We start from the raw sequence: 14,913 nt of genomic DNA, 5'->3' as shown, positions 1-14,913 counted from the left end.
CGCCCCCGATACAATGGCCGTCCCCATGGCGGCCGCTTCCGAGAGCCTCACGATGTTCTTTCCGTGCTTCAACGACGCGGCGACCATCGGTTCGCTCGTCGCGGCGGCGCACGTCGTCGCGACCGAGGCGGGGCGGGACTTCGAGATCCTCGTCGTGGACGACGGCTCGAAGGACAACAGCGCGGAGATCCTCGAGGCCTTGAAAGAGAAGTACCCCGAGCTGCGCGTCGTGTCGCACGGCGTGAATCGCGGCTACGGCGCGGCCCTGCGCTCGGGCTTCTCGGGCGCGGCGAAGGACCTCGTCTTCTACACGGACGGCGACGGCCAGTACGACGTCCTCGAGCTGAAGAAGTTCCTGCCGGTCCTGCAGGAAGGGGTCGACGTCGTGAACGGCTACAAGATCGCCCGCTCGGATCCGTTTCACCGGATCGTGATTGGCAAGGTCTATCTCGTCCTCATGCGGATCCTGTTCCGGTTCCACGTGCGCGACGTGGACTGCGACTTCCGCCTCATCCGCCGGACGGCGCTCGACGCGATCTCGCTGAAGCACTCGAGCGGGGTGATCTGCCTCGAGCTCGTGAAGAAGCTCGAGCTCGCGGGCTTCCGTTTCGTGGACTTCCCGGTCCACCACTATCACCGCGTCGCGGGGAAGTCCCAGTTCTTCAACTTCCGCCGTCTGTTCGCGACGGGCGTGAACATCCTGCGGCTCTGGTGGGAGATCCAGGTCAGGCGCGACACGCCGCGCGGCGTGGCTCACGCGCCCGCCGCCGCCGGGTCGCGGCCGACATGAGCGGCGTGCCGTATCTCGACCTCGCGCGGGCCGCCGAAGGCGACGAGCCCGAGCTCTCCGCCGCGGTGCTCGCCGCCGTCCGCCGCGGGCGCTACGTCCTCGGCAGCGAGGTCGCCGCGTTCGAGTCCGAATGGGCCGCCTTCTGCGGCGCCGCGCGCGCAGTCGGCGTCGCGAACGGGACCGACGCGATCACTCTCGCCCTGCGCGCGCTCGGCGTCGGGCCGGGGGACGAGGTCCTGACCGTTTCGATGACGTGCGCGCCCACCGCGACGGGGATCCTCCGCGCGGGGGCGACGCCCGTCTTCGTCGACGTCGAGGAAGACCGGCTCACGATGGACGCCGGCGCGCTCGCGGCCGCCGTCACGCCGAGGACGAAGGCGATCCTCCCGGTCCACCTCTACGGGCGCGTCGCGGACGTCGAGGCGATCGGCGCCTTCGCGCGGCAGAACGACCTTCTCCTCGTCGAGGATTGCGCGCAGGCGCACGGAGCGGCGCTCGCCGAAAGGCCCGCCGGGACGTTCGGCCGCGCCGCGGCGTGGAGCTTCTACCCGACGAAGAACCTCGGGGCGCTCGGCGACGGGGGCGCGGTGACGGTCGTGGGTGAGGCCGACGCGGCCGTCGCGGACCGCGTCGCGCGCCTCAGGGTCTACGGCTACGTGACGCGCAACGACGCCGCGGAGCCCGGGTACAACAGCCGGCTCGACGAGGTCCAGGCGGCGGCCCTGCGGGTCCGGCTGCGAAAGCTGGCCGCGGGGAACCGCCGGCGCGCGGAGATCGCGGCCCGGTACGACGTGGCGCTCGCCGGGACCGTGCGTGTCCCGCCTCCGGCCCGGGAGGGCGAGACCCCGGCCCACCACCTCTATGTCGTGCGCGTGCCGGACCGCGAGGCCTTCCGGGCGCGCCTCGCCGAGCTCGGGATCGGCACGGACGTCCACTACCCGCGCGCCGTGCACGAGCAGCCCGCGTTCGCGGGGCTGCCGCGCGGGCCGCTCGCGGTCACCGAGCGCGCGATACGCGAGGTCGTCTCGCTTCCGCTCGATCCGCTCCTCACGGACGCGGAGGCGGACAAGGTGATCGAAGCCGTGCGCGCGTCAGCGCGCTGAGCCGCGAACGACTCGCGTCTCGAGGAACCGCGAGGCCCCGGTGGCGCGTTCGGTCGTGATGCCGTAGACCCACATGCCGCGTGCGACGGGGCGGCTCCTCGCGCTGCCGAGGAACGCGACGTCGACGTCGAACGCCGTTCCCGGGGCGAGACGAAAGCGCTTCCACGGGTCGTCGATCACGAGGGGCAGGCCCGTGAGGACGAACGTTCCCTCCCACAAGAGGACGCCGCCGCCTGGCGCCGTCAGCCGCAGGTGAACGCGGAAGGGCACGGCGTCGCGCTCGACGCCGGGGTAGGTGAAGCAGAAGTGGCTCCGCTCCGCGGGCGTGTCGACGATCGGGCCGAGCGTGAGGCGGTCGCCCGGCCGCGCGAGGTCTCCTGCCTTCAGGATCGGTACGACGAGGGGCGGTGCGATCCGGCGGCGGTCGACGATCTCCGCCCGGACGATGAAGGAAGAGTCTCCTTCGAAGAGGAGAGAGGACACGACGCCGAGCGGCGTGCGTGCGGGCACGGAGACCGTCTGACCGGGCTCGAGTGAGAAGGTGCGCTCCTCGGCGTCCGGCGCGTCCGGCGGCCAACGGGTCAGCCGGATCGCGGCGGGCATCGCGGACGTATTCGTCAAGGTCACCCTCGGCGCCCAGGGCGGGCGCCCCGGGTTGTTCGACCGGAACACGACCGGCACGAACGCGGTGTGCGCGCCGTACGGCGCCGGCGCCCGCCGGCAGCCTCCCGCGAGCACCAGCGCTGCCGCGGCGAGGAGCGCGGTCCCTCTCATCCGGCCCAGTACCAGTGGACGAACGCCCACACGTAGAGCGCCCCCGCGAACGCGCCCAGCGCGAGGAGCGCCCGGAAGAGGTCGCGGCGGGTGGAAAGCCCGGCGAGAGCGGCGAAGGCGGGGAACGCAGGCAGCACGTAGCGGCCGGCGCTCTCGAACGTTCCGGACGAGAAGACGATCGCGACGGTGAGGGCGACGTACAGCGCCTCGGGCCGCCGCTTCTGCGCGAGGAGAACGACCGCGAGGCCGAGAAACAGCGCGAGGTAAAGCCCTTCGAACGTCCGCGCGGGCGAGCCCCCGAGCAGGCGGCCGCGCGTGACGTCCTCGGCGACGGCCTGCCAGATGAGGGCCGGCCCGTCGAGGATCGACTTGGACTGGCCGCTCCAGTTGTGCTGGGCCTTCACGAAGAGGAGCGGGTCGCCGAAGCGTCTCCAGAAATAGAGGCAGAAGAGCCCGAATCCGGCCAGCGGCGAGGCGCCTGCGAGGGCGGCGCGGGCCGCGGCCCGGCCTGTGGAAAGACCGGCCTCGCGGCTCGCGCGCCATGCGACGAGCGCGAGGTACGGCGCGAGGACGACGCCCGTGATCCGCGTCAGGCCCGCGAGGACTCCCGCGGCGGCTCCGGCGAGCGGACGGTCGCGCTCGAACGAGAGCACGGCCGCGAGGGCGAGCGCGAGGGCAAGCGCCTCGGTGTACACGGAGGCGAAGAAGAACGACGTCGGGAACGCGACGAGGACGCACCCCGCGGGCAGGACGCGCTCCTCCCCGAAGTGCCGCTTCGTCCATTCCGCGAAAAGGAGGAGCGCCGCGAGAAACGCGGCGGCGGAGACGAGATTCCCGGCGAGGGACGTCTCGATCCCGGTCGTCCGGACGAGGACGCGCATGAGGCCGGGGTAGAGGGGGAAGAACGCGTGGTTCGTCTCCTGACCGACCCGGGTCGGGGGCTCCCAGTAGCCGGCCTCGGCGAGGTTCACGTACCAGCCCGAGTCCCAGCGGGTGAGCGGCGTGACGCGGCGGACCACGTCCCACGTCCACGGGTTGGTCCCGGTCATCCACGGCACGACTCGGGGCGAAACGAGCGCGACGGCCCACACGCAGACGAGCCACAGGAGGCCCATTCCGATCACACGCTGGCGCGAGGTCACGACCGGGCGGATTATAGGCAGCGAGTCCGATGAACGACCGCGAATACGAGATCATGTTCCGCCGCGAGGACGCCTACTGGTGGTACCGGGGAATGCGCGCGGTCACGCGGACGTTCGCGCCCGGAATCTTCACGCGCGCCGCGGGCGCGCGCGCCCTCGACGCCGGCTGCGGAACAGGCCGCAACCTCGTGGATCTCGCGGCCGGCGGCCCTGCGGTGGGGGTCGACCTCTCGCTGCGCGCCCTCGGCTTCGCGCTGCGCCGCGGGGCCGCTCCACTCGTCTGCGCGTCGGTCGAAGCCCTTCCGTTCCGGACCGCGAGCTTCCAGGCGGCGCTTTCCCGCGACGTCCTCTACATGGTGCCGGACGACGCCCGCGCCGCTCGGGAGATCGCGCGCGTCCTCGCGCCGGGCGGGACGCTCGCGCTGTCGGCGCCGGCGTTCGACGCCCTCGCAGGCGCGCACGACGTCGCGGTCGGCGCCCTCCGGCGCTACACGACGGGAGGCCTCGAGAGGCTGCTGAAAGGCGCTGGGCTCGCGGTGGTCCGCACGAGCTACGCCAATTTCTTTCTGGCAGGTCCCATCGGATTTCTTAGAAAGGTGACTGGAGCGAAGGCGCGCGGCCGTCCTCGCGAGGAAGTCCGCAGCGATTTCGGCCTCGCTCCTAAACCATTCGAAGAAATCTTCTCTTTTCTTCTCTCGATGGAGGCCCGCATCCTTGCGAAGGCGCGCCTGCCGTTCGGCGTGACGGCGCTGATCCTCGCGGAGAAACCCGGTCAGGGCGTGGGCACGAGCGAAGCCGGGAAGTAGCTCGCGTCGTTCGTCCGGTTGTCGACGAGGATCGCGTACGCGGCAACGCTTCCGCCCGAGTCGACGTCCACGACGAGCGACGCGTCGGCGAGCGGCGCGGCCCCCATCTCGGCGAAGACGTCGTTCCACTGCACGGCGCCGAGCGCGTCGAGCGCAAGGTCCCGCGTCGCGACCCGGGTTCCGTCCGGGGCGAGGAGCGTCGCGGTCACGCGGGTCGCCAGGCCGGCCGTCTCGACGAACCCGACGTTCGTCCGGCGGACCGCGGAGGACGACAGGAACGTGAGCGCGAGCTGACGGCCGGGCCCCGCGAGCGCGCCCCCGGCCGCCGCGTCGATTGCGAGGCCGTAGGAGCGGCCCGCGTCCGTCGTCGTCGACGTGCGCGAGGACGCGTACAGGGAGCCGCCCTCGAGCGCGGAGACGCGCAGCGCGCCCGCCGTGTCCGCCACGGCGCCGAAGAGAGTGGCGAGGACGTCGTCGAAAACGCGTGTCTGGCTCGTGCGGAGCGCGACGAATGCGGGTGCGGGCCCGGGCCCGGACAGAGGGGAGAACGCGATCCGGACGGTCACGGGATCGGGCCCGGCGTTCGAGACCTTGAGGTCGGTCACGAAGCGCGCTCCGAACTGCCCGGAGGCGCGGGCCACCGCCGGAATGAGGAGACTCGAGGACGCGGGGTGCGCGGAGACGAAAGAACCGTCGTTCGTGGAGTCGTCGACGGGCGTCGCCCATGCGGCGACGCGGCCCGGGCCGGCGGTGACGCGCACCTCGATCCGGTCGGCGGCGTCCGGCGCGAGGTGCGTCAGCGCGTAGACGTCGTTGACCTGCACGAGTCCCGCCGCCGGCACCGCGCGCGGGATCAGGGCGCGCAGCGTGCCGGAGGAGTCGCGCACGGCGAATTCGACCGCGGCCGGCTGGCCGGAGACCTCCGTCACCCCGACGTTTATGCGGAAACCGGCGCCCTTGAAGCAGGGAACGAGAACGAGAGTCGCGCCCGCCCCGGCCGCCGTGGCCGTGGCTTCGGCGGGGATCGAGAGTCCGAACGAGCCGCCGCGCGGCGCGGTCGTGGACGTGCGGGATGCGGCGACGACGCCTGGAGGAGCGCTCAGGAAGAGCGGCCCGTAGCCCTCCATCCGGAACGTGTCGTGCACGGCGTCCTCGAGGGCGCGCGTCGCGAGCGGCGGAAGCGTCACGGTGAGCGTGCGCGGGGCGCCGCCGCCGGCAGGGGAGAACCGCAGGCGGACGTCCAGCGTCCGGAAGGGATCCGTGTTGAAGAGCCGGACGTCGGTCGTGTAGAAGGCCCCGAGCTTTCCGATCCGGTGGGCGGACGTCGCGACGAACGACGTCGCGCCGGGGAAATCGGGCTCGGGCTCGGGGATCGACGGTTCGACGAAGAGCGCCCATCTCACGAGCCTGCCCGCGCCGCCCGACACGGTGTCCGCGACGGTGAGCCGCCACGTTCCCTCGAGCGTCCGGCCGGCGAAGGAGGACAGCGGTTCGAACGAAGCGGCCGTCAGGCCGTAGATCTCGCGCACGGCCTCTCCCGGGCGGCGCCCGTGGGCGAGGATCACGGCCTGCGTTCCGTCCGGCCCGACGAGCGTGACGACCAGCTGGGTCGGGTCCGGGTGGTCGATCTCGAGCGCGAGAAAGAGCGTGGACACGTTTCCGACGAAGGACGAGACGACGGCCGCGCACGTCAGACCTTCGGGCGCGCCGTCCGGGATCGGCGTCCCCTCGCAACCTCCGGCGACCGGCGTCGAAGCGGCGAGCGCGGCCCCGAGGTCGAGGCGCGGCGCCGTCCGGCCGGTGCGCGAATCGCGGACGGGCACGCCGGTGGCGCGGAGGAGCTCGATGGCGGCCGCCGGGTCGGCGAGCGGACGGGCCTGTCGGGCGAGGAGGAGGGCGCCCGCCGCCGCGGGGGCCGCGGCCGACGTGCCGGAGAACGCGGACGTCTGGCCCCCGCCCTGGGCAGTCGTCGTCCACCCGACGCCGGGCGCGAGGACGGACAGGGCGCTGCCGGTGTTGCTCGCGCACGGGATGACGTCGGGACCCGTCGTCGCGTCCGTGCAGCCAGCCGCACCGCCCCACTGGACGGGGCCGCTCGATTGCGAATAGACCATTCCGACGGACGCGACACCCGAGAGACAGGCGGGCCACGGGAGCCCGGTCGTGCGGCCCTCGTTGCCGGCGGCGGCGGCGACCGAGAGGCCCGCCGCCCGCGCGGCGGCGAAGACGGCGGCGCCGGCGGGATCCTCGGCGTCGCAGAAGCCCGCGTGCGGCGCATCGTCGGCGAGGCTGAGGTTGATCGCGTCGAGGTCCGTGCCGGGCGCGTGTGCAACGGCCCACTCGACGGCCGCGAGGACGTCCGAGGCGCGCGCGGACTTGCAGCCGTCGCGCGCGCTGAAGACCTTGAGGACGACGAGGCCCGCTTCGGGCGCAAGGCCCTGCGGACCCGCGAGGACGCCCGCGACCTCGGTGCCGTGTCCGCTGCAGTCCGAGAGGTCGCCGTCGCCGTCCACGAGGTTCGCGCCGGGCCATGCGGCGCCACCGGGTCCGCGCAGATCCGGATGCGTGAGGTCGATCCCGCTGTCGACGACCGCGACGCTCCGGCCGAGGCCGGTGACGCCGATCGCGAGCAGGCGGTCGGCGCCGATCTGCGCGGTGCTCACCTGTCCCGCGGGGCGCACGACGCGGTCGAGGCCGACGAAAAGCACGTCGGGCCGCGCCGCGAGCGCGGCGACGCCCGCCGCGGTCGCCTCGCCGGCCACGACGGGAGCGCTCCCGAGCCGGCGGCGGATCTCGAGACCGTCCGACACGAACTCCTGTTGCGCCGCGGGCCGCCGACCGGGGGCCGGGCGAAGCGTGACGAGAACCGGGATGCGAGCCCCGCCCGCGAGTGCGCGCCTGACGTCGGGCGACACGTCCGCGGCCCGCGCGGCGGTCGACGCGAGGGTCAACGCGGCGGCCACCGCGAGGCTGAGAAGCGAGGGGGAGTTCATGGAAGAACGAGCACCGCAGACCGCTAAGAGCAACTCGTGTGCCTGTAGTGGCTGCAGCCGTTAAGATCTCACCGTGACGCGCTTCCCGGAACCGACGCCGGCCCCAGGCGGCGCCGCCGTGTTCGCCGACTCGCATCTCGGTCAGGTGGAAGGAGATGCCGACGACCTGCTGGCCTCCCTCGAGTCCGTCCGGCAGCGCGGTTTCTCGGCGGCGGTGCTGCTCGGCGACATTTTTCACTACTTCATCGGCCACCCGAAGCTCGAGACGCCTCTCCTGAGGAGCACTCTCGACGGCTTCGCCGCGGTCGCCGCGCGGGGACTTCAGCTGCGCTACGTCGAGGGAAACCGCGACTTTTTCGTCGCCGGGACGCCGTACGCCTCCCCGTTCGCGGCGTACGGGCTGACGGACGGGCTCGCCGTCGGGAACGCGACGTATGCGTTCGTGCACGGCGATCGCGTGAACACGGCCGATCTCCCGTACCGTTTCTGGCGCACGATTTCGAAGAACCCCGTTGCGCGCGCCGCGCTCGAGGTGATCCCGGGCGGGCTCGCGCGCGGGATCGTGGCGAGGACCGAGGCGCGGCTCTACCGCTCGAACTTCCGGCACAAGAAAAAGCTCCCGGAGGAGGCGCTGCGCGCCGAGGGCCGGCAGGCGCGCGCGCAGGGCTACGGCGCGCTCCTCGTCGGGCACTTCCACGTCGGGCGCACGTTTGCCGCGGCCGACGGCGTCACGCACGTCCTGCCCGCGTGGCTCGAAGAGCGCAAGCACGCCGAGATCGCGCCGGACGGGCGTCTGTCGATCGTCGAGGAACCGACCGCCGAGCGCGCGCGGCGCCGCGGCTTCGGGGCTCTGGAGGCGGACCCCGCCTCCGCGCCGCGTTGAGCGCCGCCCCTCTTCTCCGCGGCCGTCTCTCGGGCGCGCTCCGCGTCCCCGGCAGCAAGAGCGTCACGAACCGCGCTCTCCTGGCGGCGGCCTGCGCGGAGGGGGAGAGCGTTCTGCTGAATCCACTCGAGAGTTCGGACACCCGGGCGCTTGCGGCAGCCCTCCGGCTCCTGGGAGCGGAGATTTTCTTAGAAGGTGTTGGTTGGCGGGTTATCGGGCCGATCGGTCGCAGCGGTCACTCGGCCGGTGAGGTCCACATCGATATCGGAGATGCGGGGACGCCGGCCCGCTTTCTCTCCGCGCTTCTCGCCGCGGTGCCGGGCCGTTTCGTTCTCGACGGCAGCCCTCGCATGCGGGAGCGGCCGATGTCCCCACTATTCGAAGCAATCCGAACCCTGGGCGGCGAGATTCGATGCCTCGCGCGAGAGGGGTTTCTGCCGGTTGCGATCCGCGGCGGCACGCTGCGCGGCGGGCGCGTGGCGATCCGTGGCGACGTGTCGTCGCAGTTCCTCTCGGCGCTGCAGCTCGTCTCGCCCCTCGTCCCGGGCGGTGTCACGCTCGACGTGACGGGCCCGGTCGTGTCGGGTGCGTACCTCGGGCTGACGCGCCGCGTCCTCGAAGGCTTCGGCGCCGGGCCGGGCGACGGGTACCGCGCGTCGCGCTACCGCGTCGCCGGCGACGACTCGGCGGCGTGCTTCCCGATCGCGGGCGCGCTCGTGTCGGGCGGACGCGTGACGGTGCGCGGCCTCGCCCGCGACTCCGAGCAGCCCGACGCCGAGTTCCGCGCCTGGGCCGTGAGGGCCGGGGGCGTCCTCGCGTGGGAGACGGGCGCGGACGGCGAGGAGTCGCTGGTCGCAACCGGGCCCCCGGGGGGCGCGCGCGACCTGAAGCCGATGGACGTGGACGTCGATCTCGCGCCCGACGCGGCGCTTCCGCTCGCCGCGACCCTCGCCTTCGCGGACGGGACGTCGACGCTGACCGGCGTCGCGCGCCTGCGCGAGAAGGAGTCCGACCGCCTCGCGGCGACCGTCGAGCTTCTCTCGCACGCGGGAACCTCAGCGCGTGTCGGCCGAGATGCCGACGGGGCGCCGGTCCTCTCGATCGCCGGCCGCAGCGGCGTGCCGCGCGCGGCCGCGTTCGCCGCGCACGGGGATCACCGCGTCGCGATGTCGGCGGCCGTTCTCGCTCTCGCGCTGCCCGCGGGCTCGACGCTCGACGCCCCCGGGTGCGTGGGCAAATCCTGGCCTCTCTTCTGGGACGCCTGGAATCCGCTCGTCGGCGCCTGACGCTCAGCCGACCCACAGCCAGTGGACGAAGAGCCAGATGTAGCCCGCCTGGGCGACGAGAGACAGCGCCACGAACACACGGAAGAGCGCGGGGCGCGCGGCGAGGCCGCCGAGGACCGCGAACGCGGGGAACGCGGGCAGCACGTAACGCCCGCCGCTCTCGAGCGTCCCGGACGTGAAGACGATCGCGACGGTCAGGAAGACGTAGAGCGCCTCGGGCCAGAGCCGCCGCGCCGCGAGCCGCCACGCGAGAAAGAGGAAGAGGAGCAAAAAGACGCCCTCCATCGTGCGAACCGGGCTCTTGACGAGGATGTGGCCCGTCGCGAGGTCGCGTCCGATCTCCTGAAGGATGAGGCGCGGCCCGTCGAAGACGGTCTTCGCCTCGCTCGACCAGTTGTGCTGTGCCTTCACGAAGAGCAGCGCGTCGCCGAAGCGCTCCTGGAAGTAGAGGCAGAAGAGCCCGAAGCCGGCGAGCGGCGACGCGCCGACGAGCCCCGCCCGAAGGAGCGCCTGAGGGACGGGCCGCCCGCGTTCGCGGCTCCTTCGCCATGAGACGAGGAAGAGCGCCGGTGCGAGGACGAGGCCGGAGATCCGCGTCAGGCCCGTGAGCAGCCCCGCAGCCGCAGCCGCGGCGTCGTGATCGGTCTCGACGGCGAGGACGGCGGCGAGGGCGAGGAATACGAGGAGGGACTCCGAGTAGACGGATGCGAAGAAGAAGGACGTCGGGAGCGCGAGGAACGCCACGAGCGCGGGCCAGACGCGCTCCTCTCCGAACCGCCTCCGTGTCCAAGCCGCGAAGAGGACGAGCGCCCCGAGGAGCGCGACGGCCGCGACGAGGGCTCCCGCGCGCGGGGCGTCCAGCCCGGTCGCGCGCGAGACGCCTCGCATGAGGGCGGGGTAGAGAGGGAAGAACGCGTGGTTCGTCTGCTGGCCGACGCGCGTCGGCGGAGCCTCGTACCCGGATTCGGCGATCGCGACGTACCAGCCCGAGTCCCAGCGGGCCAGAGGCGTCCCGCGTCTGGCGAGCGCCGCCGCCGAGCCCGCGGGCCCGGTCAACCATGGCGTCGAGCGCACCGCGACGAGGGCGACCGCCCATACGAAGGCCAGCCAGACGGCCCCGAGGAGGAGGACGCGGCGCGGGGTGGCGGGCGCAGGCATGCGGGTTTCCCGATGATAGGCGGGCCACTTGACGCGGGGCCCGGAATTCGAAATCGTCCGGGGCGCGACAGCCCTGATCCGCCCGTCCACGGGGAGGACGCGACGTGCCTTCGACGCGAGGGAGACGTTGGATCGTTCCCCGCCGCGACCTCGCGGCGGGCGGCGCGACGCTCGTGCGCCTTTCGCACCCGCTCCTGCCGGAGATCGTGCGGGCGCGTCCCGGGGACGGAGGGCTCCGCCTCACGCTCGCCGCTCCCGAGCCGGCGCGGCTGGGCCGCCTCGCCGCGGCCGAGCGCCGCGCCTATCTCGCGCGGCTTGCGGCGCTCCTCGGCTTCCTGAGGTTTCACGGCCTCGGCATTGCAACGGAGGACCTCGCCGCTCTGGGCGCGTGGCCGGGCGAGCCGGAGCGCCCCGCGCCTGGTGCGCCGCCCGTCCCCGCCTGGCGCGCCGCGCCTCCGGCGCTCGCCCTTGCGGCGGCGGCCGTTCGCCTCGCGGGCCGTCCGGCCGCGGGCGCGGACGCCGCCTCGCTGCGGGCGGCGCTCGTCGAGAGCCTCGAGCGCGGGGTTCCCGAGGACGCGGCCGCGGACGCCGTGACGGCTCTCCGGGCGCTCGACGGAGACGGGCGGCCCGAAGCGCTCGCGGCCGAGTTCGCCCGCCGGGGCGGGGTCGTACCTTCGCGAGACCTCGCGGGCTTCGCGTTCCCGTGTCCGTTCGTGGAGCTTCCAGGCGGGGACGGCCCGGCTGCCGCCGTCGGCGCGGCCGCCGCGTGGATTGCGCGCGGCGCGGCCCGAAGCGACGAGACACCGTCCTTCGTCGAGTGCTCTCCGGGCTCTCCGCTCGAGGACGGCGCCGCTCTCCGCCACCTTGCGCGGGCGCTCGACGGCGATCCTCGCGCGGGGGAGATCCGGGCGCTTGCGGACGGGGCGAAGGCGCCGCGGCGCGACGACGGGCCGCCGGTCGTCGTCGTCGCGCTCGACGCGGAACGCTGGGACACCCGCTCGCGGCGCGCCCTCCACGAGGCGCTGCCGGCCATGGGCTTCCGCGTTTTCGAGGCCTGTGCGGGCGCGCTGCGCCCGTGGGAGGAGCGCGGGCTGCTTGCGTTCCGCATCGCCGAGGGTGACGCGGCTTCTCTCGCCTACCTGCCGTTCGTGTCGCTCTCGGCGGCGCTCGACGCGTGGCGCGAGGCGGGTGCGGCGGCGGACCCGGCTCGATTCCTCGAGGCGGCGCGAGCCCTCGTCGCGCGGTTCGATCCGCGCGCGGGCGCCGTGAGGTCCGAACGGCGCCGGCCGGGGCGGCGTCCGGATCCGATCGTGGAGGCGGCCGCCCTCCTCGCGGACGGATTCGATGCGTCGGAGGCGGCGGCCGCGGCCGGCGCGGTTCCCGACCGGGCTGCCGAGGCGCTCGCGGACGCGGCGCGGAGCGGGCGCCTCATCCGCGTCGGCGATGGCGCGTTCCGCTTCCGCGACGAGGACGATCGCGCGCGCCTCGCGGCCCGCGTGCCGCAGTCCGCGCGCCGCGACGCGGTGGCGCGCCTCGAGACTCTCGCTCTGCCGCCCGCGCGATTCGTGCCGGCCGCGCTCGCTCGCGGCGAGCCGCGGGACCTCGGGGCCGCGCGGAGCCTTCTCGACGCCGAGGGCGGCTCGCTCGCCGCGGCGCTCTTCGCGCGTGCGCCGCGAGCCGCGCCCGATCTCGGTGCGGCGGAGGCTCCGGCAGCGGAGCGGATCGCGGCCGCACGCGCCCTCGCGCGGCTTGGCAGGCCCGAACGCGCGCTCGGGCTCTGCCCGGGCGGCGGCGACGACGAGGATCTCGCGAGGGCGGCGCTCCTCGTCGAGCTGCGCCGCCACGCGGAGGCCCGGCGGCTTCTCGACCGCCTGCTCGACCCGGCGGCGGAGGTCGGGCCACGCGTCGAGGCGCTGCTCCTCCGGGCCGAGCTCGACGAGCGCGCACACCGCTACGAGGATGCGGCGGCCGGACTCGCGGCGGCCGAGCGGCTCCTCGGCGGAATCGCGGATCGCGAACTCGCGGCGCGTGCGGCACGGACGGCGGGCTATCTCGCGAACGACCTCGGCCGCACGGGCGAGGCGATCGCGCTGTTCCGGCGGGCGGGCGAGCTGGCCGGGAACGCCCGCGCGCGGGCGGACGCCGCCTACGACGTCGCGTACGCCGCGCTGGACGGCGGAAGGCTGGACGTGGCGGCCCGCGAACTGGACGACGCGCTGGAGCTCTACGCCGCGGGGGGGGACGAGACCCGCTACCTCTCGGCCCTCGGAAACCGGGTCGATCTCTTCCTGAGGTCGGGGGATGCGGCCGCGGCGCGGCCCGTGCTCGAGCGGGTCCTCGCCCACGAGCGCGCGGCCGGACGCACGCACCAGATCCTCTTCGCGATTCCCGCCGCCCAGGAGCTCGCCCTCCTCGAGGGAGACGACGCCGCGGCCGCGGCGGCGTTTCTCGAAGCGCAGGCGCTCGCGGAGGGGGCGGACGGCCCCCACCCCGTGTGGCGCGAGATCCTCGTCTTCGAGGCGGAGCGCCGCCTGGGCACGGCCGACGCGGAGGGTGCCGCGCAGCTCCTCGCGGATGCGGCCACGATCCCGGACAACAGCTCCCGCACGGAAGGGCGCCGCCGGCGCCTCCTCGCGTCCGCGTGCCGCGACCTCGGGCGCCCGCACGAGCCGCGCGAGATCGACGCCCGCGAACGGGATCTCCACGCGGCGGAGGACGCGCTCGCCGCCGGCTCTCCCCCGCCCGACAGGAGTCTCGCCGTCCTGGAGTCCCTCGCCGCCTCCCGCGATGCCGGCGCCGCCGTCCGGCGGCTCCTCGAGTGGGCGGGCCGCTTCCCGGCGGCGTTCGCCGGGCCGGGCGGCGCCGCGCTCGCGCGGCTGGGACGGCGCGCCGCGGCGCAGGCGGGCCTCGCCCGCGCGGAGGAGCGCTTTGCGTCGTTCCTCGAGGCGCGCGGGCCGGACGTGCGGACCGTTCCACGCGCGAGCGCGCCGAGGCCCGACTTCGTCGCGGAGGACGCGTCCACCCGCGCCGTCTTCGACGAGGTCGCGCGGATCGCACCGTCGGCGCTCGCACTCCTCGTCCGCGGCGAGAGCGGGACGGGCAAGGAGATCGTCGCGAAGGAAGCGCACCGGCTGTCCCGGCGCCGCGGACCGTTCGTCGCCGTGAACCTCGCCGCTCTCCCGGCGACCCTCGCCGAGTCGGAGCTCTTCGGGCACGCGCGGGGCGCCTTCTCGGGCGCCGACCGCGAACGGCGGGGCCTCGTGGAGGAGGCGTCGGGGGGGACGCTCTTCCTCGACGAGATCGGCGACCTGCCGCTGCCGCTGCAGGGCAAGCTGCTGCGCGTCCTGCAGGAGAGCGAGGTGCGGCGGCTGGGCGAGACGGCCGTCAGGCGCGTGGACCTCCGGGTCGTCGCGGCGACACACCGCGAGCTGCCGGCGCTGGTCGACCGCGGCGAGTTTCGCGGAGACCTCTTCTACCGGATCGCCGGACACGAGGTCGTCCTGAAACCGCTGCGCGAACGCCCACGGGACCGCGCGCGCCTCATCGCCCGCGCGCTCGACGGCCGGGCGGCGCTTGCGCCGGACGCGGCGGCGGCGCTGGACCGCTGGCGCTGGCCCGGCAACGCGCGCGAGCTGCTCGCCGCCCTCGAGTCGGCGCTCGCGCTCGCGGCCCCGGCGCGCGTCGTCGGCCTCGAGCACCTCCCGCGGGCGATCCGCGAGGGGGCCGCGTCGCGCCCGGCGGCCCGGCGCTGGAAGGAGCGGTTGGACGACGCGCGCCGCGAGGCGATCACGTCGACGCTCGAGACGACCGCGGGCCGGCGCGCCGAGGCCGCGAACCTCCTCGGCATCTCCCGGCAGTCGCTGCTCTACGAGATGAAGAAGCTCGGGATCCGCTGACGCGCGCGGACGCTAGACTCCGCGCGTGCCGCCGCTCCGCCGACTGCTCGAGGTCCCGCTGCTCCTCCTCGGCGCGGCGACG

Annotated in this window: 10 protein-coding genes; 6 read left to right on the top strand and 4 right to left on the bottom strand. The window is 74.3% G+C overall.

Features of this window, described 5'->3' with window-relative positions; all coding sequences use genetic code 11:
• Positions 1-25 precede the first annotated feature (25 nt).
• Positions 26-790, top strand: a complete 765-nt coding sequence (locus tag IPL89_03290; protein MBK9062206.1) for a glycosyltransferase family 2 protein — start codon at positions 26-28, stop codon at positions 788-790.
• Positions 787-1,893 (top strand): DegT/DnrJ/EryC1/StrS family aminotransferase, encoded by a 1,107-nt coding sequence (locus IPL89_03285; protein ID MBK9062205.1) that lies wholly within the window; start codon positions 787-789, stop codon positions 1,891-1,893. The genes IPL89_03290 and IPL89_03285 overlap by 4 nt, the downstream gene beginning before the upstream one ends.
• Here the strand turns inward: IPL89_03285 and IPL89_03280 are convergent.
• Positions 1,882-2,667 carry a hypothetical protein gene (locus IPL89_03280; protein MBK9062204.1) on the bottom strand — a complete coding sequence of 262 codons (786 nt, stop codon included), beginning with the start codon at positions 2,665-2,667 and terminating at the stop codon, positions 1,882-1,884. The two genes, IPL89_03285 and IPL89_03280, sit on opposite strands and share 12 nt — an antisense overlap.
• Positions 2,664-3,809, bottom strand: a complete 1,146-nt coding sequence (locus IPL89_03275; protein ID MBK9062203.1) for a hypothetical protein — start codon at positions 3,807-3,809, stop codon at positions 2,664-2,666. The genes IPL89_03280 and IPL89_03275 overlap by 4 nt, the downstream gene beginning before the upstream one ends.
• Before the next feature lie 29 nt (positions 3,810-3,838).
• Here IPL89_03275 and IPL89_03270 point away from each other — a divergent pair, with 29 nt between their 5' ends.
• Entirely contained in the window at positions 3,839-4,615 is a 777-nt protein-coding gene (locus IPL89_03270; protein ID MBK9062202.1) for a class I SAM-dependent methyltransferase, read from the top strand.
• Here IPL89_03270 and IPL89_03265 read toward each other — a convergent pair.
• A complete protein-coding gene (locus IPL89_03265) occupies positions 4,582-7,608 on the bottom strand; it encodes a S8 family serine peptidase (GenBank protein ID MBK9062201.1) in 3,027 nt (1,008 codons plus the stop codon). The two genes, IPL89_03270 and IPL89_03265, sit on opposite strands and share 34 nt — an antisense overlap.
• A 73-nt stretch (positions 7,609-7,681) precedes the next feature.
• Between IPL89_03265 and IPL89_03260 the strand changes: the two genes are divergently transcribed.
• Positions 7,682-8,491 (top strand): hypothetical protein, encoded by an 810-nt coding sequence (locus tag IPL89_03260; GenBank protein ID MBK9062200.1) that lies wholly within the window; start codon positions 7,682-7,684, stop codon positions 8,489-8,491.
• Positions 8,488-9,777: a 3-phosphoshikimate 1-carboxyvinyltransferase gene (gene aroA / locus IPL89_03255; GenBank protein ID MBK9062199.1), complete on the top strand. Its 1,290-nt coding sequence runs from the start codon at positions 8,488-8,490 to the stop codon at positions 9,775-9,777. The genes IPL89_03260 and aroA overlap by 4 nt, the downstream gene beginning before the upstream one ends.
• A 3-nt stretch (positions 9,778-9,780) precedes the next feature.
• Here the strand turns inward: aroA and IPL89_03250 are convergent, their stop codons facing one another.
• Positions 9,781-10,935: a hypothetical protein gene (locus IPL89_03250; GenBank protein ID MBK9062198.1), complete on the bottom strand. Its 1,155-nt coding sequence runs from the start codon at positions 10,933-10,935 to the stop codon at positions 9,781-9,783.
• Positions 10,936-11,039: 104 nt separating this feature from the next.
• On the opposite strand from IPL89_03250, the gene IPL89_03245 reads away from it, so the two are divergent.
• Positions 11,040-14,831, top strand: a complete 3,792-nt coding sequence (locus tag IPL89_03245) for a sigma 54-interacting transcriptional regulator (protein ID MBK9062197.1) — start codon at positions 11,040-11,042, stop codon at positions 14,829-14,831.
• Positions 14,832-14,913: the final 82 nt, after the last annotated feature.

This window comes from Acidobacteriota bacterium (assembly GCA_016716715.1).
Lineage (GTDB): Bacteria > Acidobacteriota > Thermoanaerobaculia > UBA5066 > UBA5066 > Fen-183.
The sequence above is the reverse complement of the archived record's forward strand: the minus strand, read 5'-3'. Positions and strand labels throughout refer to the sequence as shown.